Below are 20649 nucleotides of genomic sequence, written 5' to 3' on the forward strand. Positions count from 1 at the left end.
CGCTTCTCTGTGTGGTCCTAGCGCGCGGCGAGCTGCCGCGAACGGGCTTCGCGAACGCGGGTGCACCACGGCAGGAAGAGTCCGACGAGCGGTCCGACGCCGAAGGCGAAGAGCACGGTGCCGACACCCACGGGCCCGCCCAGCAGGAATCCGACGAGAAGCACGCTGCCCTCGATGAGGGTGCGCACGATCCACACGCGCCAGCCGGTGCGGCGCACGAGTCCGGTCATAAGACCGTCGCGCGGTCCGGGGCCGAAGTCGGCCGCGATGTACAGCCCGGTCGCGAAGGCGAGCAGCACGAGCCCCGCGACGAACATCGGCGCGCCGATCCAGATCGACGGGGGCGCGGGGACCAGCGCAAGCGTGAGGTCCGCACTCGGACCGATGAGAAGCGCGTTGAGCAGAGTGCCGAGCCCGACGCGTTGCCGCAGCGGGATCCACAGCAGCAGCACGATGATCGAGACCAGCACGGTCACCAGACCGTACCCGAGTCCGGTGCTACCCGACACGCCGAGCGCCAAGACATCCCACGGGGCCACGCCGATACCGCCGCGCACCATGAGCCCGAGCGCGACTCCGTAGAGGAACAGCCCGACCAGGAGCTGGACGACACGCTCGACGAGGTCTCGTCGGCTCGTCGCAGCGATGGGGAGGAACAGGGAGCGGAAGGGCATGAGACCATCGTGGACCCACAGCTCTTCCGCGCACGAAGTCCACTCAGACCAAAGTGGCATGATGATCGGAGTCCACTTCGCGGCATGATGGACCCATGACATCGCGACTCGTCAGTCTCCTGGGTGCCGACCAGGTCGCGGGAACCACCGCGCGAGAGCTCGCCGACCGCATCAGGGCACTCGTCCTCGACGGCCGACTGACGGTCGGAGAGAAGCTGCCGAGCGAGCGGGCGTTCGCACTCGAGATCCGGCGATCGCGTTCGACCACCACTCGCGTGTACGGTCTGCTGGAGGACGACGGGTACGTCTCGCGCGTCCACGGCGGCGGGACGCGCGTCTCGCTCCCTCGCGACACCTGGACTCCCCGCGACGCCGTCGACGACGACGCGATCGATCTCTCGATCGCGTCGATGGACTCCACGCCGGGCCTGTACGACGCCACGGTGCGCTCACTCCCCCGCCTGGCCGCCCTGCGCGGCACCAGCGGATACTCGCTGCGCGGACTGCCGGAGCTGCGGGATGCCGTCGCGCAGCGCTTCAACCAGCGCGGACTCCCGACCCACGCCGATCAGATCATCATCACCTCCGGAGCGCTCAACGGCCTGAACCTCGTGCTGGCCGCGATCGGACGCCGCGGCGAACGGGCGCTCGTCGAGCAGCCGACCTTCCCCCACGCGCTGGAGGCCCTGCACCGACACGGCTACCGGATGCTCCCGACCCCCGTCGATGTCGGCGGCTGGGACGAGCGTCATGTCGCCGAGACCATCCTGAGCGGGCGACCGCACGTCGCCTACCTGATCCCCGACTTCCACAACCCGACCGGCGCGACCCTGCCCGATCCAGCACGGGAGCGCATCGCGGCGACCGCGCGCAGCGCAGGCACGCTGCTGATCGTCGATGAGACGACGGCCGAGCTCGACATCGACCGCGGGTGGGCGCCGCGCCCGCTCGCCGCCTCCAGCCCCGAGGTCGTGACCCTCGGCTCGATGTCGAAGATCGCCTGGGGCGGTCTGCGGCTCGGCTGGATCCGCGCCGACCGCTCGCTGATCGCCCGGCTGCTCGCCACGCGCCCCTCCTTCGAGCTGGGAACCGCGTTACTCGAGCAGTGCATCGCGGTGGAACTCCTGCAGGACATGCCCGCGTTGACGGCTCACGTCCGTCGGCGCCTGAGCGACGGTCGCGCGGCCGTCGCGGCGGGGATCGAGAACATCGACGGTGTGACGATGCCGCCGGCGCCGGGCGGCCTGTCGGTGTGGCTCGACCTGGGCGCGCCCGTATCGACCGAGCTCTCCCTCGCGGCCCGCGAGCGCGGACTCATCCTTCCTCCGGGCCCCCGCTTCGCGACCGGTGGAGTCCTGGAGCGCCACGTGCGAGTGCCGATCACGCTGCCGCCAGACCGCACCGCTCTCGCGATGCAGCGCCTCGGCTCCGCCTGGGAGGCCGTGACCGCGGGCCGCGCACCGCGCCTGACCGAGATGTCCCACGCCGCGGTCATCTGACGCAGACGAGGACCCCGTCCCTGGCGGGGCGGGGTCCTCGTCATCCGGAGCGGGATACGCCTTCTCAACGCCCGGGAGAGATCACCGGCATCCGACACTCGCGCCTCCACGCTCCACGTCTCTGCACCTGACCGAGCTCGCTTAGCCGACCTTATGCAGCCAGACGACGCGTGCGTCGTCGCTGGCGTGACGGAAGGGTTCGAGCTCCTCGTCCCAGGCAGACCCGAGCGCGATGTCGAGCTCGCGCTGCAGCTCCGAGGCGCTCCCCGCGGCGATCTCCATCGCGTAGCGGATGCGGTCCTCCCCGATCACGATGTTGCCGGCGGCATCCGTCTGGGCGTAGTGGATGCCGAGGTCGGGCGTGTGCAGCCAGCGGCCGCCGTCGCTGCGCGGCGTCGGATCCTCCGTGACCTCGAAGCGCAGGTGCTCCCAACCGCGGATCGCGGTCGCGAGGGCAGCACCGGTGCCGACCGGTCCGTCCCAGTAGAACTCGGCACGGCGTGCGCCGTCGAGCACGGGCTGGTCCGACCAGTCGAAGTTCACCGCACGACCGATAGCGCGTCCCACCGCCCATTCGAGGTGCGGGCAGAGCGCGCGAGGTGCGGAGTGGATGAACACCACTCCGCGTGCGTACGTCGTCGCCATGATCTCTCCGTTTCATCAGGTGCGTCTTCCCCAACGACCTGACCACCGAGAGCCCGGCGGATCTATGCGGTTATGCGCCCATTCTCGCCCAGAGACGAGGAAATCACAAGCGTGTCATTCACACGCCGAAGGCCCCGGTCTCGCGACCGGGGCCTTCCGACCCGTTCGGGCCGTTCAGACGAGGATCACGCCTCGCTCATGGCCTGCTTGACCTGCTGGCCCTTGGCCGCGTAGTACGCGGCGCGAGCGGCGTCGCGGCGGGCCTGCTCGGCGTAGCCGGCCTCGAGCACGTCCTGCGGCACCTCGACGTTCGGGACGTCCTGGGTGCCGTGGTACTTCTCGATGTAGGCGTCGAGCTCGGGGCCCGAGGTCCACGAGGTGATGAGGCAGTAGCGCGGCTCGGTGCCCACGTGGGTGGCGGCGTGCCACAGACGTTGGGTGTCGACGATCAGCTGAGCACCGGCCGGCAGAGCGATGCGGTACTCGATGCTCGGGTCGGTGCGGTTCTCGCGCAGGACGAAGAAGCTGTCCTTGTCGTCGGTGAGGTTGAAGAACCCGCGCACGACCCAGCCGGTGCCGTCGGGGTTCAGTCGGTTGTTGTCGTCCTGGTGGAGGTTGTAGAGGCACTCGCCGTACGGCGTCGGCTGCAGCTCGATGACGCGGCAGCGGCCGACGTTCGCACCGGGCTCCTGAGCGCGACGCGTCAGGTTGGGGGCCTTCGCGGTCTGCGAATCGATCCAGACGCCGTCCTTGTCGGTGCGCGGCGGCTTGTGGTTCCAGAAGCCGTTGCACTCGATCTCACCCTTGGCGCTCGCGAGCGGTGCGAAGCGGGTGTCGCCGGACGACTTCCAGTCGTTGTACTCGATGTCGAGCCACTCCTTGGGGTCGAGCTCCTGGTTGTAGCTGTCGAGCACGACGAAGCCCTTGTCTTCGAGCGCCTTGGACTTGATGTATCCCATGATCTGAGTCATGTCCTCTCATCGGGGGCCAGCACGTTTTAACAGGCCCTGATAAGGCAAGCCTAACAGCGGGGCGCGGAGCGCCAGCCGAGGGCCGCCGTGAATAAGCGAATAGACTGAATCGGGCGCCCGGCGACTCCACGGCGCCCGGCGTCATGGGAGGGCGAGACATCAGCATGAGCACTGCGACCAACGTCGAGGCGACAGCTGTCAACACGATCGAATGGCTCGCAGCGGACTCCACCACCATCGTTGTACCGGTGTACCAGCGGCAGTATCGGTGGGACATCGGCGGATGCGAGCGGCTGCTCGCCGACGTTCGCGCGGTGGCCGCCGAGGACGAGTCGCATCGGCACTTCATCGGCTCGATCCTCTCTGCGGCGGACGACTCGGATGCCGACACCGACCTGGTGCTCATCGACGGGCAACAGCGCATCACCACCCTCATGCTGCTCATCGCCGCGCTGCAGCATGCCGTGCGTGACAGCGACCCCGCCCTGTCCGCCGAGCTCTCCCGCGTGCTGGTGCGCCCCGACGACGCCGACCGCACCAAGCTCCGACCGCATGACGCGTGGGCGGACCTGTACGAATCCGTCGTTCTCGAGCGCGGCGACAGCACCGCGCGCGAGTCGAGGTTCGACGACAACTACGCGTTCTTCCGCAGCCAGGTGCACGCCGACGAGGCGGCGGCGATCTGGCGGGGGCTGCAGCGACTCGAGCACGTGTCGATCACGTTGGGCTCCGGCGCGAACGCGCAGCAGATCTTCGAGAGCCTGAACTCGACGGGCGAGCCGCTGCGCGACCATGAGCTCATCCACAACTACATTCTCATGGGCCTCACACACGCCGAGCAGCTCGACGTCGAAGCGCGATTCTGGCTTCCGATCGAGCGGCACACGGGCGAGACGATCGGCGCCTTCTGGCGCCACTATCTCGTCATGACGACCGGCCGGGAAGTCGCGGCCAACGGCGAGCACGGCGTGTACAGCGCGTTCCGGCACTCCTTTCCGCGCGTCGACGTCGAGCACCTGCAGGCGGATGCCGAGGTCTGGCGCCACTACGCCGAGATCTACGGCATCCTGCTCGATCCCTCGCTCGAGAGCGATCCGGGGATCGCACGGCAGTTGGAGTTCGTCAACACGTTCGGGCGCGCGGCGTACCCGCTCGTGCTGAGCGCTTACAGCGACCACGCGCGGGGTCTGATCTCCCGCGACGAGCTCATCCTGACGCTCGAGCGCATCCAGGCGGTGTACCTGCGGCGCACCCTCGTGAACCTTCCGAACGAGCGCCTCGTGGCTCGGCTCGTCCGAGCACGCGCGCTCGGTCATGACGCACTGGAGCGGGCCTTCGCGCGCATCACGCCCTCGGACGAGCGAGTGAGCGCGGTCCTGAAGTACAGCGAGCTCCCCCATCCCGCGTACGTGCTCGGGCGACTTGAAGGCGTCGACGACACCGCCGACTTCGACGTCGAGCACATCGTCCCGACCGTCCCCAGCGACGCCTGGTCGGGCGACGGCGAACGCGAATGGATCGACTACTCCGACGACGAGCGGAACGCGCATCGGGCGCTCGCCCCGACGCTCGGCAACCTCACGCTCCTCGAGCAGGCGCTGTCCGAGCGGTACTTCGGCGAGTCCTACCCCGTGAAGCGCACCTCCGCGTACGCGAGGAGCGCTGTGCCGGAGACGGCTGCACTGCAGGGCACCGAGACCTGGGGCACGGCGGCCATCTCGCAGCGCACGGTCCGGCTGACCGCCGATCTGCTCCGTATCTGGGCGCGCCCCGCCCTGCCCGAGATCGACGACGACGGCCTGACCCCGATCCTCGACGCTGTGCGCCGACGCGGCTGGCCCGCCGGGTGGGAGCGCGAGTTCGAGTACGTCGAGTACCGGGGCGAGCGCTGGGAGGTGTACGACGTCAAGCACCTCTTCAACCGGGTCTTCCGTCGGGCCTGGACCGATACGCGCGATGCCGCGGTCACGTACTGCGCTGCTCACGGCGGACCGATCTACGATCAGACCGCATGGAAGGGTCAGTGGGACCAGCTCGACGACACCCACCACCTCTACATGGGCTGGGACTCGAATTACATGATGAGCGCCGTCCAGGGCGTGCTCCAGGAGGCGGGCATCGCCTCGGAGGTCTTCGTGAAGTACTCCTACATCGGGAACGTGATGTGACATGACCGGCACCACCACCATCCACCGCCTGTTCGACCTCGCGATCGAGGAGCACACGCTCACCGTCCCGCTCGTGTGGGACGATCCGGCCGACACCCGCACAATTGACATCTTCGCGCGCGTGGTGACCAGGGACGGCGGGGATTCGCTCCCCTATCTCGTCTACCTCCAGGGCGGACCGGGGCACGAGGCCCCGCGCCCGTTCCACTCGTCGACCGCCCCTGCCTGGCTCGACGAGGCGCTCGCGCACTACCGCGTCGTGATGCTGGATCAGCGCGGAACAGGACTGTCGACGCCCGTCGGCGACGACGATCTGAGCCTCGGCGCCTCCGCCGTCGCGGAGTACATCACCCATCTCCGCGCCGATTCGATCGTCCGCGACTGCGAGGCGATGCGCGAGCACCTGGGCGCCATCACCTGGAGTCTGCTCGGACAGTCCTTCGGCGGGTTCACGACGCTGGCCTACCTCTCGACCGATGCGAGCTCGCTCGCCGACGTGTTCATCACCGGCGGGCTCAGCGCGGTCGGACGCCACCCCGACGACGTCTACGCGCTCTGCTACGACAAGATGCGCGACGCCTCGGAGCGCTACTACCGGCGTTTCCCCGAGCACCGCGACCGCATGCGTCGCCTGGTCGATCATGCTGACGCGGGAGACATCGTCCTTCCCGACGGCGAGGTCGTGTCGCGCTCGCGGCTGCGATCGGTCGGGTCGGCCCTCGGCATGAACGAGGGGTGGCAGACGCTCTGGTCGCTGCTCGAACGCGATCACCGCTCGAACGCTTTCCGCTACGACCTCATGAACGCGATGCCGTACGGAGGCCGCAACCCGCTCTACTTCGTCTTCCACGAGTCGAGCTACGCCGATGGGCACGCGACGCGATGGTCGGCGGAGCGCACCGAGCCGGACGACTTCCGCGACGACGTCACGCTCTTCACCGGCGAGCACATCCGCCGCGAGTGGACCGACACCGTCCCGGCTTTCCAGCCGTGGCGCGACGTCGCCCTCGAGCTCGCGGAGTTCGAGTGGCCGCGCCTGTACGATCGCGTGGCCATCGAGACTTCCGGTGCCACGGGCGCCGCCGCGGTCTACGCGAACGACGTGTACGTGCCGCTGGAGTTCTCGCTCGAGACGGGTCGGCTGCTCCCTGGCGTGGAGCTCTGGGTGACGAGCGAGCACGAGCACAACGGCCTGCGCTCCGGTCCGGTGCTCACGCACCTGATCGATCTCGCCCACGGCCGACGCATCCGCTGAGATCATCCCGTGGTCGGATGCCGCCGACGGCGGGGTCGCCTAGCCTGGTTCCATGGCCGAGACGATAGGGATGCTTCTGACGATCGCGATCGTTCTGCTGGTCGTGATCATGATCGTCGTCGTGATCGTCGCCGTCTACTCGCGCATGCCGCTCGAGCGGAAGTACGAGGGCCCGGGCGGAGGGCTCGGCGGGTCGTTCGAGGCGGTCTCGATGCCGTCCGCTCACGACGCCGGCGTCGAGCGTGACCGTCAGACGAAGCGCACGGCACCGGCTCCCGTCGCGGGTGACCCGCCCGACGGCATCCGCGGCGATCGCATCACGCTCGAACTCTGAGGCGGCGACCGCCGGTTCGGCGCCCCGAACGCGATGAAGGCCCCGGTTCCGAGGAACCGGGGCCTTCATCGTGGCGATGTCGTTACTTGGACGAGCCGCCGAAGCCCTTGAAGCGCTGGTTGAACTTCTCGACGCGGCCGGCCGAGTCCATGATGCGCTGCTTGCCCGTGTAGAACGGGTGCGAGGCCGAGGAGATCTCGACGTCGATCACCGGGTACTCCACGCCGTCCAGCTCGACGGTCTTGTCGCTGGTCACGGTCGAACGGGTGAGGAAGGTCTCGCCCGATCCGAGGTCGCGGAACACGACGGCCTTGTACTCGGGGTGAATGTCAGTCTTCATGGGATTCCTTAGCTACTGCCCTGGATTGTGCCAGGGACGAGGGAAGTCTGCGGTGCCGAACGCACCAAGGATCGATTCTAACAGGAGTTGCGCGCAGTGAGTAACCCGGCGATCAGGATGCCGCGCGGGCCGCGTAGCGCCCGTCTTCACTGCTCAGCGTGATCGGCATGCCGAAGGTCTCGCCGAGCGCTTCAGCGGTGAGCGTCTCGGCGATCGGCCCGGCTGCCACGACCGAGCCGTCGCGGATCAGCAGCACGTGGGTGAATCCGACGGGGATCTCCTCGACGTGATGAGTGACCATGAGCATCGCCGGGGTGGTCGGCGACGACGCGTAGCCGCTGAGCAGCGCGAGCAGCTCCTCGCGGGAGCCGAGGTCGAGCGAGGCGGTGGGCTCGTCGAGCAGCAGCAGCTCGGGGTCGGTCATGACGGCGCGTGCGATCTGGACGCGCTTCTGCTCTCCGTCACTGAGGGTTCCGAAGGTGCGGTCGGCGAGGTGGTCGAGCCGCCAGTCGCCGAGCACGCGCAGGGCGCGGCGCTCGTCGATGTCCTCATAGCTCTCGTTCCAGCGGCCGAGCACCGAGTACGCGGCCGTGAGGACGGTGTTGAGCACGGTCTCGTCGCGCGGCACGCGCTTGGCCATCGCCGACGACGCGAAGCCGATGCGCGGGCGCACCTCGAACACGTCGGTCCGTCCGAGGGTCTCACCCAGCACCGTCACGGTTCCCGAGGTCGGGTGCATGAGCGTGTCGGCGAGCTGAAGCAGCGTGGTCTTGCCCGCGCCGTTGGGTCCGAGGATCACCCACCGCTGATCGTCGGCGACCTGCCAGGTCACGTGATCGATGATGTTGCGCCCCTCGCGGCGCACGACGACGTCGGTGAATTCCAGAGCGCTCGACATGCGCTCCAGCCTATCGGCTCAGGCGGTCAGCTCCGCGTACAGCGCGCGCGTGGTGTCGGCGATCGCGCCCCAGCTGAAGTCGGTCCGGGCGCGCTCGCGTCCGGCGTCGCCGTACTCCCGCGCCCGCACCGGATCCGTCGCCACCTCGGTGAGCACCGCGGCCAGGTCGGAGACGAAGCGATCGGGGTCGACCGGCGTGCCGGTGCCGTCCTGCACCTGGTCGATCGGAACGAGCCGTCCCGTCACCCCATCGGCGACGACCTCGGGGATGCCACCGGTCGCGGTGCCGACGACGGCCGCACCGCAAGCCATCGCCTCGAGGTTGACGATGCCGAGAGGCTCATACACGGAGGGGCAGACGAAGGTCGTCGCGGCGGTGAGGATCGCCGAGAGTTCCTCGCGCGGCAGCATCCGCTCGATCCACACCACGCCCTCGCGCGTCTGCTGGAGCAGGCGCACGCCCTCCTGCACCTCGGCCATGATCTCCGGGGTGTCCGGCGCGCCGGCGCACAGGATCAACTGGACCTCGGGCGGGAGCATCGCGACGGCGCGCAGCAGGTACGGAAGACCCTTCTGGCGGGTGATGCGCCCGACGAAGACGACCGAAGGACGGCTCGGATCCATCCCGATGGACTGCAGGAACGCGTCGTTCTGCACGGGGTGCCACTTGTCGACGTCGATGCCGTTGTGGATCACCCGCACACGGGTCGGGTCGACAGCCGGGTAGCTGCGCAGGATATCGGCGCGCATCCCGGCGCTGACCGCGATGACGGCGGCGGCGTTCTCGTAGGCGAGCTTCTCGATACCGCTCGACACCGCGTAGCCACCCCCGAGCTGCTCCGCCTTCCAGGGGCGCAGCGGCTCGAGACTGTGCGCGGTGAGCACGTGCGGGATACCGTGCAGCTGCGACGCGAGGTGTCCGGCGAAGTTCGCGTACCACGTGTGACTGTGCACCACGTCGGCGTCGGAGATGGCCGCGACGATCTCGAGGTCGGTGCCGAGGGTCTGCAGCGCCGGGTTGGCCGAAGCGAGGCTTTGCGGGGTCCGGTAGGCGAAGGTCCCCGGCTCCTCGCGCTCGCCGCCGAACGCGCGGACGCGCACATCGACGTCGCGCCGCAGCGCCGTCACGAGCTCCGCGACGTGCACGCCGGCACCTCCGTAGATCTCCGGCGGGTATTCCTTCGTGATCATTTCGACGCGCATGCCTAGACGCTAGTGACTCACTTGTCCAGATGCTAGTTCCGCGAGGCGCGCGGCATCTATGGTGGGTGCATGTCAGCACCAAAGAAGGTCTTCGGGATCATCCTCGCCGGTGGCGAAGGCAAGCGACTCATGCCGCTCACGGCCGATCGCGCGAAACCGGCCGTGCCGTTCGGCGGGCAGTACCGTCTGATCGACTTCGCGATTTCGAATCTCATCAATTCCGGCTTGCGGCAGATCGTGGTGCTGACGCAGTACAAGTCGCACAGCCTCGATCGGCACATCTCGCAGACCTGGCGCATGTCGGCCCTCCTCGACTCCTACGTCGCCTCGGTGCCGGCGCAACAGCGTCTCGGCAAGCGCTGGTTCTCGGGGTCGGCCGACGCGATCCTGCAGAGCATGAACCTTCTCAACGATGAGAAGCCCGACATCGTCGTCGTGATCGGCGCCGACCACGTCTATCGGATGGACTTCCGGCAGATGCTCGACGCCCACATCGAGTCCGGCGCGAAGGCGACCGTGGCGGGTATCCGGCAGCCGCTGGCGATGGCCTCGCAGTTCGGCGTGATCGACGCCGACACCGAGACCGGCCGCATCAAGCAGTTCCTCGAGAAGCCGACCGATGCGACGGGCCTCGAGGACTCCCCGCACGAGGTGCTGGCGTCGATGGGCAACTACATCTTCGACGCGGACGCGCTGATCGCGGCCGTCGAGGCAGACGGCGAGTCCCCCACCTCCGGGCACGACATGGGAGGCGACATCGTTCCCTACTTCGTCGACCGCGGCGAGGCCGGCTACTACGACATGAAGCAGAACGACGTACCCGGCTCGTCGCCGCGCGACCGCTCGTACTGGCGAGACGTGGGTACGATCGACTCCTTCTACGACGCGCACCGCGACCTCATCGCGACGCTCCCGATCTTCAACCTGTACAACATGGAGTGGCCGATCCACTCGCAGGCGGTCAACTCCCCTCCGGCGAAGTTCGTGCGCGACTCGGTGGGCCGCATCGGCAACGCCATCGACTCGATCGTCTCGCTCGGGTCGGTGCTCTCGGGAACGCACCTGGAGCGCAGCGTGGTCGGTCCCTGGACCCTCGCCGGCGGCGGATCGACGATCACGGACTCCGTGGTCTTCGATCACGTGCAGGTCGGCGCGGGCTCCCGGGTGCATCGCGCGATCCTCGACAAGAACGTCGTCCTGGCGGACGGCGCGACCGTCGGGGTGGACCGCGAGCGTGACCTCGCCCGTGGTTTCACTGTCACCGATTCCGGCATCACGGTGGTCGGGAAGGGCGTCTTCATCGAGCGATGACGCGGGGCGACGCCCGGTGCGGAGCGGGCTGCCGCGCTCGGTAGGCTCGTCGGGTGACCGCACCGCGCTTCCTCGTCGTCCTCGATGCCGACTCCACGCTCATCCGCAACGAGGTGATCGAGCTGATCGCCGACGAGGCGGGGCGCCGTGCCGAGGTGCAGGCCGCGACCGAGGCCGCGATGCGGGGCGAGGTCGACTTCGCGGCCAGTCTGCGCTCCCGGGTCGCCGCGCTCGAGGGCGTACCCGTGGCACGACTCGAGCGGGTCCGCGCGCGCGTCGAGCCGACACCCGGCGTGCATGAGCTGACCGCTGCCGTGCACGCGCGTGGCGGGGTCGTGGGCGTCGTGTCCGGCGGGTTCCACGAGATCCTCGACCACATCGCCCCGCAGCTGGGCGTCGATCGTTGGCGCGCGAACCGCCTCGCGGTGGCCGACGACGCGCTGTCAGGGGTCGTCGACGGCGAGATCGTGGATGCCGCGGCGAAGGCCGCATCCCTGTTGGAGTGGGCCGACGAGCTCGGCGTGTCTCGTCGCGCCACGATCGCGATCGGTGACGGCGCGAACGACCTGCTGATGATGGGGGTCGCCGGGCTCGGTCTCGCCTTCAATGCGAAGCCTGCGGTGCGGGCCGCGGCCAGCCTCGTGGTCGGACCGCAGGACCTGTCCGCGGTCGTCCCGTTGCTGCCGTAGCGGATGTCGGAGGCCCGGTCTATCGTCGGGCCATGGACATCATCCTCATCCCCGGGCTGTGGCTCGACGCCTCCAGCTGGAACGACGTGACCGCCGACCTCGAACGCACCGGTCACCGAGTGCGCGCGCTCACCATGCCGGGAGTCGGAGCCCCGGCATCGGAGTCCGCCGACATCGGCATCGCGGACTGGGTCGCCGCGGGCGTCGCCGCCGTCGACGAGATCGATGGACCGGTCGTGGTCGTCGGGCACAGCGGCGGCGGGAACGTCGCCTGGGGCGTCGCGGACGCTCGTCCCGACGCCGTCTCGCGCGTGATCTTCGTCGACACCGTTCCGCCGCCGTCGGGTTTCGGCATCAGCGAGTTCGACGTCGTCGACGGTGTCGTGCCCTTCCCCGGGTGGGAGAGCTTCGACGCCGAGGATGTGGCGGACCTCGACGACGAGACGCGAGCCCGCACCGCTGCGCTGACGAAGAGCGTTCCGGCGCGGGTGCCGACGGATGACATCGTCCTCGAGGGTGGTCGGCACCGTGTGCCGACGACGCTGCTGATGGGCGGTCTCGATCGGGCGTCGCTCGAATCGCAGCTGGAGAGCTGGGGGCCCTACGCCGACGAGTTCCGCGCGATCACCGACGTCGAGGTCGTCAAGGTCGGCTCCGGGCACTGGCCGCAGTTCTCCGTGCCGGGTCGACTCGCTGCCCTCATCGACGCGGCGGCCACGCGTCATGGGTGATGCCCCGAGGCGTCAGTGACCCATCCCTAGTCCGCCGTCGACCGGGATGACCGCGCCGGAGATGTAGCCCGCGTCGTCTCCGGCGAGCCAGGTGACGACGCCGGCGACCTCGTCGGGCGTCGCAAAACGCCCGGCCGGGATGCTCGACTTGTACTGCTTCTGGGTGTCCTCGGGCAGCTCAGCGGTCATGTCGGTCTCGATGAAACCGGGTGCGACGACGTTCGCAGTGATCCCGCGCCCGCCGAGCTCGCGGGTGAGAGAACGGGCGAACCCCACGAGCGCGCTCTTCGAGGCCGAGTAGTTGACCTGTCCGGCGGAGCCGAGCAGGCCGACCACGCTGGAGATGAGGATGACGCGGCCGAAGCGCGCGCGCAGCATGCCCTTCGACGCCCGCTTGACCACCCGGAAGGTCCCGCCGAGGTTGGTGGCGACGACACTGTCGAAGTCGTCCTCGCTCATGCGCAGCAGGAGGGTGTCCTTCGTGATCCCGGCGTTCGCCACGACGATCTCGACCGGACCGAGCTGCTGTTCCACCTCGGTGAATGCGGCGTCGAGGGCCGCCGCATCCGTCACGTCCGCGCGCACGGTGAGCGTGCCCTCGGGCCCCTCGCCGCTGCGGGCCGTGACGGCGACGCGATAACCGTCACGGACGAACCTCTCGGCGATGGCACGGCCGATGCCGCGGTTTCCGCCGGTGACGAGGACGACGCGATCAGTACTCATTTCCCACTCCAGATCTGGCCGCGCAGGGTCTGCGGCCGGGTCGCCATCGATCCTATCCGTCGCCCCTCGCCGGGGATGGCTGCATGTTTGACAGAACCCCGGTGCGACTGGAACGCTGAACGCGACGAAAGGCATGCCCGTGAGCGACGACACCCACCCCTCCGGCGTACAGCCGACTCCTCCGCCGCCTCCCGCGGCTCCACCGGCGCAGCCTTCCCAGCCGGCGCAGCCCTACCAGCCGCCGCAGCCCTATGGCGCAGCACCCGCCTACCCGCAGGCTCCCGCGTACCCGCAGCCTCCCGCGTATCCTTCCTCGACTCCCCCGGCGCAGGCGTACCCGGGGTCCGTATCGACGGCGGGCGGTGTTCCGCCCTACGGGGCGCCCTCCCCGCAGCAGCCTTACGGAGCCGCTTATCCGGCGTCGATCTATCCGGCGTCGCGTCCGACGAGCGGGCTCGCGATCACGTCGCTCATCTGCGGCATCGCAGGCGTGGTCCTGTTCTGGGCCGTCATCCCGCTGATCGCCTCGATCATCGCCGTCATCACGGGCCACATGGCGCTCCGTCAGACGAAGGCCGACCCGTCCATCGGTGGCCGCGGCATGGCCTTCGCGGGCCTCATCATGGGATACATCATGGTCGCCGTGCTGGCGGTCGGCATCGTGACGACCGTCATCAGCTTCCTGTTCCTCGGGGCATTCACCATCCCGTTCATCTTCACGTCCTGACCGTCCTCATCGAGCGGTCGAACGGCGGCCCGTGAAGTGAGCCGTCGGCCCGGCAGCGGCGTAGGCTGGACTCATCGTGAAGAACAAGCGACTGGTCCCCGCTGTCACCTCCCTGCCGCAGTCGCCGCAGGCCGAGGCGGACCACCGCGTGCGCCGATACGCCATCACGATGACGATCCGCATCGTCTGCTTCGCCCTGATGATGTTCGTGCAGCCCTATGGCTGGTATACGTGGGTGTTCGCGCTGGCCGCGGCGGTGCTCCCGTACATCGCGGTCGTATTCGCGAACGCCGGCAGCGACAGCACCGAGACGACGGCGGAGTCGCCCGTGCAGGAGCTGGAGTCACCGGCTCCGCAGCCGACAGTCGTCGAAGAGAGCACCTCGGAGCCGTTCGTGATCACGATCCACGAGAGCCGCAAGGGCGACGCGTGAGCGAACTCCAGTGCTCCCGCGCCGGCTGCCGGAACGCGGCGATCGCTCGAGTGGTGTGGCGGAATCCCCGCATCCACGCCGCCGATCGCGAGAAGATCTGGCTCGCGTGCGGCGAGCACGTGGAGTTCCTGCGGGACTACCTCGCCGCCCGTGATTTTCCGGTCACCGTTCGAGACGGAGTGCCCTCATGAGCGCGCGGATGCTGCGGTGGACCGTCTATGTGCTGATCGCGATCGGATTCGCGGTGGCCTGCGCGTTCCTGTCGAACTGGCAGTTCGACAGGAACGAGTCACGCGCCGAGCAGATCGCTCTCGTCGAGAAGAACTACGACGCCGACCCCGTCCCGCTGGCCGACCTCATCGGACCGGATGGGGAGCTCGACCGCGGGGATGTGTGGCATCCGGTCGTCCTTCGCGGAGAGTACCTCGCCGACGAGCAGCTTCTCGCCCGTAACCGTCCGCACGGTGGAACGAGCGCCTATGAAGTGCTCGTGCCGTTCCGTGACGTCGACGGACGCGTCTTCATCGTCGACCGCGGCTGGGTGCCGCCGGGCGAGGGCGACTCGCCCGATGCCGTGCCTGCTCCACCCGAGGGTCAGGTCGAGGTCGTGGTGCGCCTGCGGCCGAGTGAGCAGCTTCCCGCCTCCGGCCGCGGTGCTCCCGACGGCCAGGTGCCGACGATCCACGTTCCATCGATCGCAGAGATCGTCGGCGAAGACGTCATCCCCAGCGCGTACGGCCAGATCGTGAGCGAGGACCCCGCGGGCGAGGGCACTCTGGGCGGTTTCGAGTCCCCCACCGACGACCCTGGTCCCCACCTCTCGTATGCGATCCAGTGGATCCTGTTCGCCCTCATGGGGTTCATCTTCATCGGGTACATCATCCGCACCGAGATCGTGAAGCATCGCGAAGAGGTCGAGGGGAAATCGACGCCCGAGAAGAAGTCTCGTCGCCGCGATGCGGATGCGGACGTCGAAGACGAACTGCTCGACGCGAACGTGTGAGCGGGCGACGCCCCTCGCTCAGTCGACGGTGACGGTGTGCGACCAGCCAGGCCCGACCGGCACGTAGACGACACGGGTGTGACCGCGGTCCCGTGCTCCCTGCCAGAACTCGATGCGCTCGGGAACGATCCGCCACAGTACCCAGTCCCCGTCCGCGACGCGCGCGCGGGCGGCCGGCGACCGGGCGGCGAGATCGGCGGCACTCTCCTCCGCTGTCGCCTCCTCGACGCGACCGCGCACCCGAACGGCGCGCACCTGCGGCTGCCACCAGAAGTTCAGCGCTGCGGCCGGCGCGGCACCGAGCTGCGTCCCCTTCCGTGACGACCGCGTGCTCGCGATCGCCCATCCACGCTCGTCGACACGCTTGAGGATGAGGGTTCTCGCATCCGGCATCCCCTCGGCATCCACCGTGGCGAGCGTCGCGGTGTGCGGCTCGGGGACCGCTGCGGCGTCCGCCGCCGCCAGCCACGCGGCGAAGAGGGCCGTCGGGTCCTCGGGCAGCGCTTCGAGATCCCACTCCGGCGCATGGCCGGTGAGGGCGTGCCTGCCTCGCAACCCGTCGTTGAGCCGGGTGTCGAGCGTCGAGTCGTCGTGCGTCACAGTCCGAGCCTAGGACACGCGCCGACGCGACGACCGAGCCGGTCAGGCCAGCTCGATGAGCTCCTGATACTCCTGGTTCCAGATGTCCTCGACGCCGTCGGGCAGGATCAGAACGCGCTCGGGATTGAGGGACTGCACGGCTCCCGGATCATGCGAGACGAGCACCACCGCACCTTCGTAGTGCGCCAGAGCGCCCAGGATCTCCTCGCGCGATGCGGGATCGAGGTTGTTGGTCGGCTCGTCGAGCAGCAACAGGTTGGCGGACGACACGACGAGCGTCGCGAGCGACAGTCGTGTCTTCTCGCCACCCGAGAGAACGCCGGCAGGCTTGAGCACATCGTCACCGGTGAACAGGAACGAGCCGAGCACCTTGCGCGCCTCGGTCTCGGTGATGTGCGGCGCGGCCGACACCATGTTCTCGAGCACCGAGCGGTTCACGTCGAGGTTCTCGTGCTCCTGCGCGTAGTAGCCGACCTTCAGTCCATGCCCCGGCTCGAGCTGCCCCGTGTCGGGCTGGTCGACGCCTGCGAGCATGCGCAGCAGCGTGGTCTTGCCCGCACCGTTGAGGCCGAGCACGACGACTTTCGACCCGCGGTCGATCGCGAGGTCGACATCGGTGAAGATCTCGAGCGAACCGTAGGACTTCGACAGCCCGGACGCCATGAGGGGAGTCTTTCCGCAGGGTGCCGGCTTCGGGAAGCGCAGCTTCGCGACGCGGTCCTCCTGCCGAACGTCGTCGAGTCCCGCGAGGAGCTTCTCTGCGCGCGCGATCATCTGATGCGCGGCAGCGGCCTTCGACGCCTTCGCGCCGAATCGCGCGGCCTGCTGTTGCAGAGTGGTCGCCTTCTTCTCGGCGTTGGCGCGCTCCTTCTTGCGGCGCTCCTCGTCGGCGGCGCGCTGACGGAGGTAGTTCTTCCAGTTCATGTTGTACGCGTCGATGACCTGACGGTTCGCATCGAGGTAGAACACACGGTTCACGGTCTCGCCGACGAGCTCGACGTCGTGGCTGATGACGATCAGTCCGCCCTTGTAGTTCTTGAGGAACTCGCGCAACCAGACGACGCTGTCGGCGTCGAGGTGGTTGGTCGGTTCGTCGAGGATCATGGTCTCGGCATCCGAGAAGAGGATGCGGGCCAACTCGATGCGACGACGCTGACCACCGGACAGGGTCTTCAGCGGCTGGTCGAGGATGCGGTCGGGCAGCGAGAGGTTGTTGGCGATCGATGCAGCCTCGGCCTCGGCGGCGTATCCGCCCTGGCCCTCGAACTGCTCGGTCAGCCGCGCGTAGCGCTTCATGGCCTTGTCGGCCACGGCGGGGTCGTCCGATCCCATCGCCACGGTGGCCTCCGCCATACCGAGCGCGAGACTGCCGAGCCCGCGGGCGTCGAGGATGCGGGTGCGCGCGAGCATCTCCGGGTCGCCGGAGCGCGGGTCCTGCGGCAGGTAGCCGAGTTCCCCCGAGCGGGTCACGTCTCCGCCCGACGGGAGCACGTCGCCGGCCAGTACCTTCGTGAGCGTGGTCTTGCCCGCCCCGTTGCGACCGACGAGCCCGATCTTGTCGCCGTCGCTGACGCGGAATGACACGTTCTCCATGAGGAGACGTGCGCCCACGCGGATCTCGAGGTCGTGCACGGCAAGCACAGCGGATGTCCGTTCGTCAGAGGGGAAAGCGGCCGAGCGGCCAGCCTCCCAGTATAGGTCGCCGGGCTGTGAGCACTCGCCGCGTCCCGATCTCACTCTCGGGGGTGACGAGGACGATACTCCGGAGTGATGACCTCGCCCCTTCCGGCTTCCTAGCCTTCTCGGGTGGACGTCATCAACGAGCTCATCCTGCAGACCGTCGCCTCCCCCTGGCTGTACGTCGTGCTGTTCGGCGTCACCGTGATCGACGGGTTCTTCCCACCGGTGCCGAGCGAGACGGTGCTGGTCGCGGCCGCCGCCGTCGCGGCATCCACGGGAGAATGGTGGATGCTCGTGCCGCTCGGCCTCATCGCGGCGATCGGCGCCGCGATCGGCGACAACATCGCGTTCGCGATCGGTCGCTCGATGGGGACGACGCGGTGGGCGTGGATGCGGCGGCCTCGAGTGGCCGCCGCCTTCGCCCACGCCGAGAGGGCGCTCGATCGGCGCAGCGCCTCGCTGATCCTGGGCGCACGCTACATCCCGGTCGGTCGCGTGGCCGTGAACATGTCGGCCGGTGCGCTCGGTTTCGCGTGGCGGCGCTTCCTGCCGCTGAGTCTGATCGCCGGCGTGAGCTGGAGCGCGCTCAGTCTCGTCATCGGTCTCATCGCCGGCAGCTGGGTGAAGGACCAGCCGTTGGCGAGCGCTGGTATCGGGATCGTGGTCGCCCTGACCCTCGGTCTCGTGATCGATCGGGTCACGGCCGCCCGTCGTCGGCGCGTGCCGGTCGCGCACCTGGCAGGATGACTGTCATGGCACGGGATCGGCAGCGCACGGAGCGCCCGCGTGTCAGCCGCCGTGTGGTGGTCCTGACCCTGCTCTGCGCGGCAGTGGTCACGCTGTATGCGACGCTCGTGCCGCTCGCGGCCGCCCTCTACGGCATTCCCCTGCCGCTGTCCTTCATCCTGGCCGCCGCGGTCTGCGGCGCACCGCTGCTCGCCATCACCCGGCCGCGGTGGGCGATCGTCGCGTTCACGGCGGCGTCGTTCACCCTGCCGCTGCTCGTGCTGGCGGAGCTCGCGACCGAAGCGCCGTGGCCCTGGTCGGTCCCGACGCTCCTCGCATTCGTGCTCACCGTCGGCGCGGTCACGTTCCGCCACGGCGCCCGACTCGGCGCGTTCCCGCTCGTCATCGGCGCGCTCGCCTCGCTCACCGCCCCGATGCTGCGGTCCGACGTGGTCGCGAACTCTTCCGTGGCGGCCAACGTCACCGCGAACCTCATCGTCACGGCATCCCTCGCCACCGCCGCCTATCTCATCGCCGCCCTCGTCGCCGGCCGGCTGCGCGTCGCGGCGGAGCTCACCAGGGAGCGCGAGCACTCGGCCCTCGAGGAGTCTCGGCGAGCCCTCGTCGAGGAGCGCACGCGCATCGCGCGCGAGCTGCACGACGTGATCGCCCACAGCATGTCGGTGATCCAGGTGCAGTCGTCGACCGCGCGCTATCGTCTGCCCGAGCTCGACGAAGCGGCGGTCGCGGAGTTCGAGAGCATCGCGGCCACCGCGCGCTCGTCGCTGACGGAGATGCGGCGGATGCTGGGAGTGCTCCGAACCGAGGACCAGACCGTCGAGCTCGCACCCCAGCAGCGCATCGACGACATCCCGGCTCTCGTCGACACGATACGCCGCGCCGGCGTGACCGTCGGCCTCGAGATCACGGGCTCCGTCGCCGACGCACCGCAGGCGGTGCAGATCGCGGCGTATCGGATCACCCAGGAGGCGCTGAGCAATGCCGTCCGACACGCGCACGGGGCGGCGGTGACGGTGCGCGTCCAGGCGGAGGCCGCCGCGATCAGCATCCGGGTCCGCAACTCGCCGCCCGGGCAGGTCGCGGAGTCCCGCGGATCAGGTCACGGTCTGCGCGGCATGCGGGAGCGTGTCGAGCTGCTGGGCGGGACCTTCATCGCCTCTCCGACCACCGAGGGAGGCTGGGAGGTCACGGCGTCGCTGCCCTTCTCGGCCGCCTTTCCCCGGCATCCCTCCGCCGCCGACCCCGAGGAGACCTCGTGACCGTATCCGTCCTGATCGCCGACGACCAGGCCATGGTGCGCGCGGGTTTCGCCGCCCTGCTGGATGCACACGAGGGGATCCGTGTCGCAGGTCAAGCCGCGACGGGCGCGGAAGCGGTGACGATGGCTGCCCGGCTCGATCCGGACGTGATCCTCATGGACGTGCGGATGCCGGATGTCGACGGCATCGAGGCGACCCGCCGCATCCTCGGGCCGAGCTACCCCGCCGCGCACGTGCCTCGCATCCTCATGCTCACGACCTTCGACATCGACGACTACGTGTACGACGCGCTGGAAGCGGGAGCCAGCGGGTTCCTCCTCAAGGACGCGCTGCCGGAGGAGCTCGTGCACGCGGTCCGAGTGGTCGCCGCGGGCGATGCGCTGCTGGCGCCGAGCGTCACCCGTCGCATGATCGAGCAGTTCGCGGGGCGCCGTCCGCGCACGCCGCGCGCATCAACAGTCCTCGCGGAGCTCACGGATCGCGAGCGCGAAGTCCTTGTGCTCATCGGCAAGGGCCGGTCGAACTCCGAGATCGCGTCAGACCTGTTCATCGCCGAGCAGACCGTCAAGACCCATGTCGGCAAAGTGCTGTCGAAGCTCGGCCTCCGCGACCGAGTGCACGCGGTGATCCTCGCCTACGACACCGGACTCGTCGAACCGGCCCCCTGAGTACCACCCCGGTAGGGGGTGGAACGACACCCCGGTGTGATGCGGGCGGTCTCATCGGCTTCATACGCTCCTCGGACAGCTGATCCGAGGA

23 protein-coding genes are annotated in these 20649 nt (G+C 68.9%); 14 read left to right on the top strand and 9 right to left on the bottom strand.

Features of this window, described 5'->3' with window-relative positions:
* Nucleotides 1-17: 17 nt before the first annotated feature.
* Nucleotides 18-674 carry a membrane protein YczE gene (gene yczE, locus M3195_RS12635; protein WP_251588044.1) on the bottom strand — a complete coding sequence of 219 codons (657 nt, stop codon included), beginning with the start codon at nt 672-674 and terminating at the stop codon, nt 18-20.
* 95 nt (nt 675-769) lie between these two features.
* Here yczE and yczR point away from each other — a divergent pair, with 95 nt between their 5' ends.
* Complete coding sequence (gene yczR, locus M3195_RS12640; RefSeq protein WP_251588045.1) at nt 770-2173, top strand: MocR-like transcription factor YczR; 1404 nt, start codon at nt 770-772, stop codon at nt 2171-2173.
* Nucleotides 2174-2314: 141 nt separating this feature from the next.
* Here yczR and M3195_RS12645 read toward each other — a convergent pair whose 3' ends face one another.
* Nucleotides 2315-2818 (bottom strand): DUF3145 domain-containing protein, encoded by a 504-nt coding sequence (locus tag M3195_RS12645; RefSeq protein ID WP_251588046.1) that lies wholly within the window; start codon nt 2816-2818, stop codon nt 2315-2317.
* 185 nt (nt 2819-3003) lie between these two features.
* Nucleotides 3004-3777: a hypothetical protein gene (locus M3195_RS12650; RefSeq protein WP_096715745.1), complete on the bottom strand. Its 774-nt coding sequence runs from the start codon at nt 3775-3777 to the stop codon at nt 3004-3006.
* A 176-nt stretch (nt 3778-3953) separates the two neighbouring features.
* Here M3195_RS12650 and M3195_RS12655 point away from each other — a divergent pair, with 176 nt between their 5' ends.
* Genes M3195_RS12655 through M3195_RS12665 form a run of 3 tightly spaced genes read left to right on the top strand, consistent with a single transcriptional unit; the run spans nt 3954 to nt 7546 of the window.
* Nucleotides 3954-5957: a DUF262 domain-containing protein gene (locus M3195_RS12655; protein ID WP_251588048.1), complete on the top strand. Its 2004-nt coding sequence runs from the start codon at nt 3954-3956 to the stop codon at nt 5955-5957.
* Between the two features lies 1 nt (nt 5958).
* Entirely contained in the window at nt 5959-7212 is a 1254-nt protein-coding gene (locus tag M3195_RS12660) for an alpha/beta fold hydrolase (RefSeq protein WP_251588049.1), read from the top strand.
* A gap of 52 nt (nt 7213-7264) precedes the next feature.
* Nucleotides 7265-7546 (top strand): hypothetical protein, encoded by a 282-nt coding sequence (locus M3195_RS12665; protein WP_251588050.1) that lies wholly within the window; start codon nt 7265-7267, stop codon nt 7544-7546.
* Nucleotides 7547-7628: 82 nt separating this feature from the next.
* On the opposite strand, the gene M3195_RS12670 is transcribed toward M3195_RS12665, so the two are convergent.
* The 3 genes from M3195_RS12670 to glgA all read right to left on the bottom strand — a co-directional run bounded on the left by M3195_RS12670 (nt 7629) and on the right by glgA (nt 9987).
* The gene (locus M3195_RS12670; RefSeq protein ID WP_096715489.1) at nt 7629-7886 is read right to left on the bottom strand and encodes a type B 50S ribosomal protein L31; all 258 of its coding nucleotides are present in this window, start codon (nt 7884-7886) and stop codon (nt 7629-7631) included.
* A 112-nt stretch (nt 7887-7998) separates the two neighbouring features.
* Nucleotides 7999-8784, bottom strand: a complete 786-nt coding sequence (locus M3195_RS12675; protein WP_251588051.1) for an ABC transporter ATP-binding protein — start codon at nt 8782-8784, stop codon at nt 7999-8001.
* An 18-nt stretch (nt 8785-8802) separates the two neighbouring features.
* Nucleotides 8803-9987 (bottom strand): glycogen synthase, encoded by a 1185-nt coding sequence (gene glgA / locus M3195_RS12680; RefSeq protein ID WP_251588054.1) that lies wholly within the window; start codon nt 9985-9987, stop codon nt 8803-8805.
* Nucleotides 9988-10056: 69 nt separating this feature from the next.
* Here glgA and M3195_RS12685 point away from each other — a divergent pair, with 69 nt between their 5' ends.
* From M3195_RS12685 to M3195_RS12695, 3 genes are read left to right on the top strand one after another with little or no spacing between them, the layout of a single operon-like run.
* Nucleotides 10057-11298 (top strand): glucose-1-phosphate adenylyltransferase, encoded by a 1242-nt coding sequence (locus M3195_RS12685; RefSeq protein WP_251588055.1) that lies wholly within the window; start codon nt 10057-10059, stop codon nt 11296-11298.
* Between the two features lie 53 nt (nt 11299-11351).
* The gene (serB, locus tag M3195_RS12690) at nt 11352-11987 is read left to right on the top strand and encodes a phosphoserine phosphatase SerB (RefSeq protein ID WP_251588056.1); all 636 of its coding nucleotides are present in this window, start codon (nt 11352-11354) and stop codon (nt 11985-11987) included.
* Nucleotides 11988-12019: 32 nt separating this feature from the next.
* On the top strand, nt 12020-12718 hold the full coding sequence (locus M3195_RS12695; protein ID WP_251588057.1) for an alpha/beta fold hydrolase: 699 nt from the start codon (nt 12020-12022) through the stop codon (nt 12716-12718).
* A 12-nt stretch (nt 12719-12730) separates the two neighbouring features.
* On the opposite strand, the gene M3195_RS12700 is transcribed toward M3195_RS12695, so the two are convergent.
* Entirely contained in the window at nt 12731-13441 is a 711-nt protein-coding gene (locus M3195_RS12700; protein ID WP_251588059.1) for a beta-ketoacyl-ACP reductase, read from the bottom strand.
* A 139-nt stretch (nt 13442-13580) separates the two neighbouring features.
* On the opposite strand from M3195_RS12700, the gene M3195_RS12705 reads away from it, so the two are divergent.
* The 4 genes from M3195_RS12705 (at nt 13581) to M3195_RS12720 (ending at nt 15604) form a co-directional block, all read left to right on the top strand.
* A complete protein-coding gene (locus M3195_RS12705; RefSeq protein WP_251588061.1) occupies nt 13581-14168 on the top strand; it encodes a DUF4190 domain-containing protein in 588 nt (195 codons plus the stop codon).
* Between the two features lie 76 nt (nt 14169-14244).
* A complete protein-coding gene (locus M3195_RS12710; protein ID WP_251588063.1) occupies nt 14245-14601 on the top strand; it encodes a DUF3099 domain-containing protein in 357 nt (118 codons plus the stop codon).
* The gene (locus M3195_RS12715) at nt 14598-14792 is read left to right on the top strand and encodes a hypothetical protein (protein ID WP_251588064.1); all 195 of its coding nucleotides are present in this window, start codon (nt 14598-14600) and stop codon (nt 14790-14792) included. Before M3195_RS12710 ends, M3195_RS12715 begins: the two co-directional genes overlap by 4 nt.
* Nucleotides 14789-15604 carry an SURF1 family cytochrome oxidase biogenesis protein gene (locus M3195_RS12720; protein WP_251588065.1) on the top strand — a complete coding sequence of 272 codons (816 nt, stop codon included), beginning with the start codon at nt 14789-14791 and terminating at the stop codon, nt 15602-15604. Before M3195_RS12715 ends, M3195_RS12720 begins: the two co-directional genes overlap by 4 nt.
* A gap of 18 nt (nt 15605-15622) precedes the next feature.
* Here the strand turns inward: M3195_RS12720 and M3195_RS12725 are convergent, their stop codons facing one another.
* The gene (locus M3195_RS12725; RefSeq protein WP_251588066.1) at nt 15623-16204 is read right to left on the bottom strand and encodes a pyridoxamine 5'-phosphate oxidase family protein; all 582 of its coding nucleotides are present in this window, start codon (nt 16202-16204) and stop codon (nt 15623-15625) included.
* Nucleotides 16205-16246: 42 nt separating this feature from the next.
* Nucleotides 16247-17845, bottom strand: a complete 1599-nt coding sequence (locus M3195_RS12730; RefSeq protein ID WP_251588068.1) for an ABC-F family ATP-binding cassette domain-containing protein — start codon at nt 17843-17845, stop codon at nt 16247-16249.
* Between the two features lie 165 nt (nt 17846-18010).
* Between M3195_RS12730 and M3195_RS12735 the strand changes: the two genes are divergently transcribed.
* From M3195_RS12735 to M3195_RS12745, 3 genes are read left to right on the top strand one after another with little or no spacing between them, the layout of a single operon-like run.
* Nucleotides 18011-18631: a DedA family protein gene (locus tag M3195_RS12735; protein ID WP_251588070.1), complete on the top strand. Its 621-nt coding sequence runs from the start codon at nt 18011-18013 to the stop codon at nt 18629-18631.
* A gap of 5 nt (nt 18632-18636) precedes the next feature.
* On the top strand, nt 18637-19890 hold the full coding sequence (locus tag M3195_RS12740) for a sensor histidine kinase (protein WP_251588072.1): 1254 nt from the start codon (nt 18637-18639) through the stop codon (nt 19888-19890).
* Nucleotides 19887-20558: a response regulator gene (locus M3195_RS12745; RefSeq protein WP_251588074.1), complete on the top strand. Its 672-nt coding sequence runs from the start codon at nt 19887-19889 to the stop codon at nt 20556-20558. Before M3195_RS12740 ends, M3195_RS12745 begins: the two co-directional genes overlap by 4 nt.
* The last annotated feature ends 91 nt before the right edge of the window (nt 20559-20649 follow it).

Origin of the sequence: Microbacterium hydrocarbonoxydans (assembly GCF_023715885.1) — a bacterium.
GTDB classification, from domain to species: domain Bacteria; phylum Actinomycetota; class Actinomycetes; order Actinomycetales; family Microbacteriaceae; genus Microbacterium; species Microbacterium hydrocarbonoxydans_C.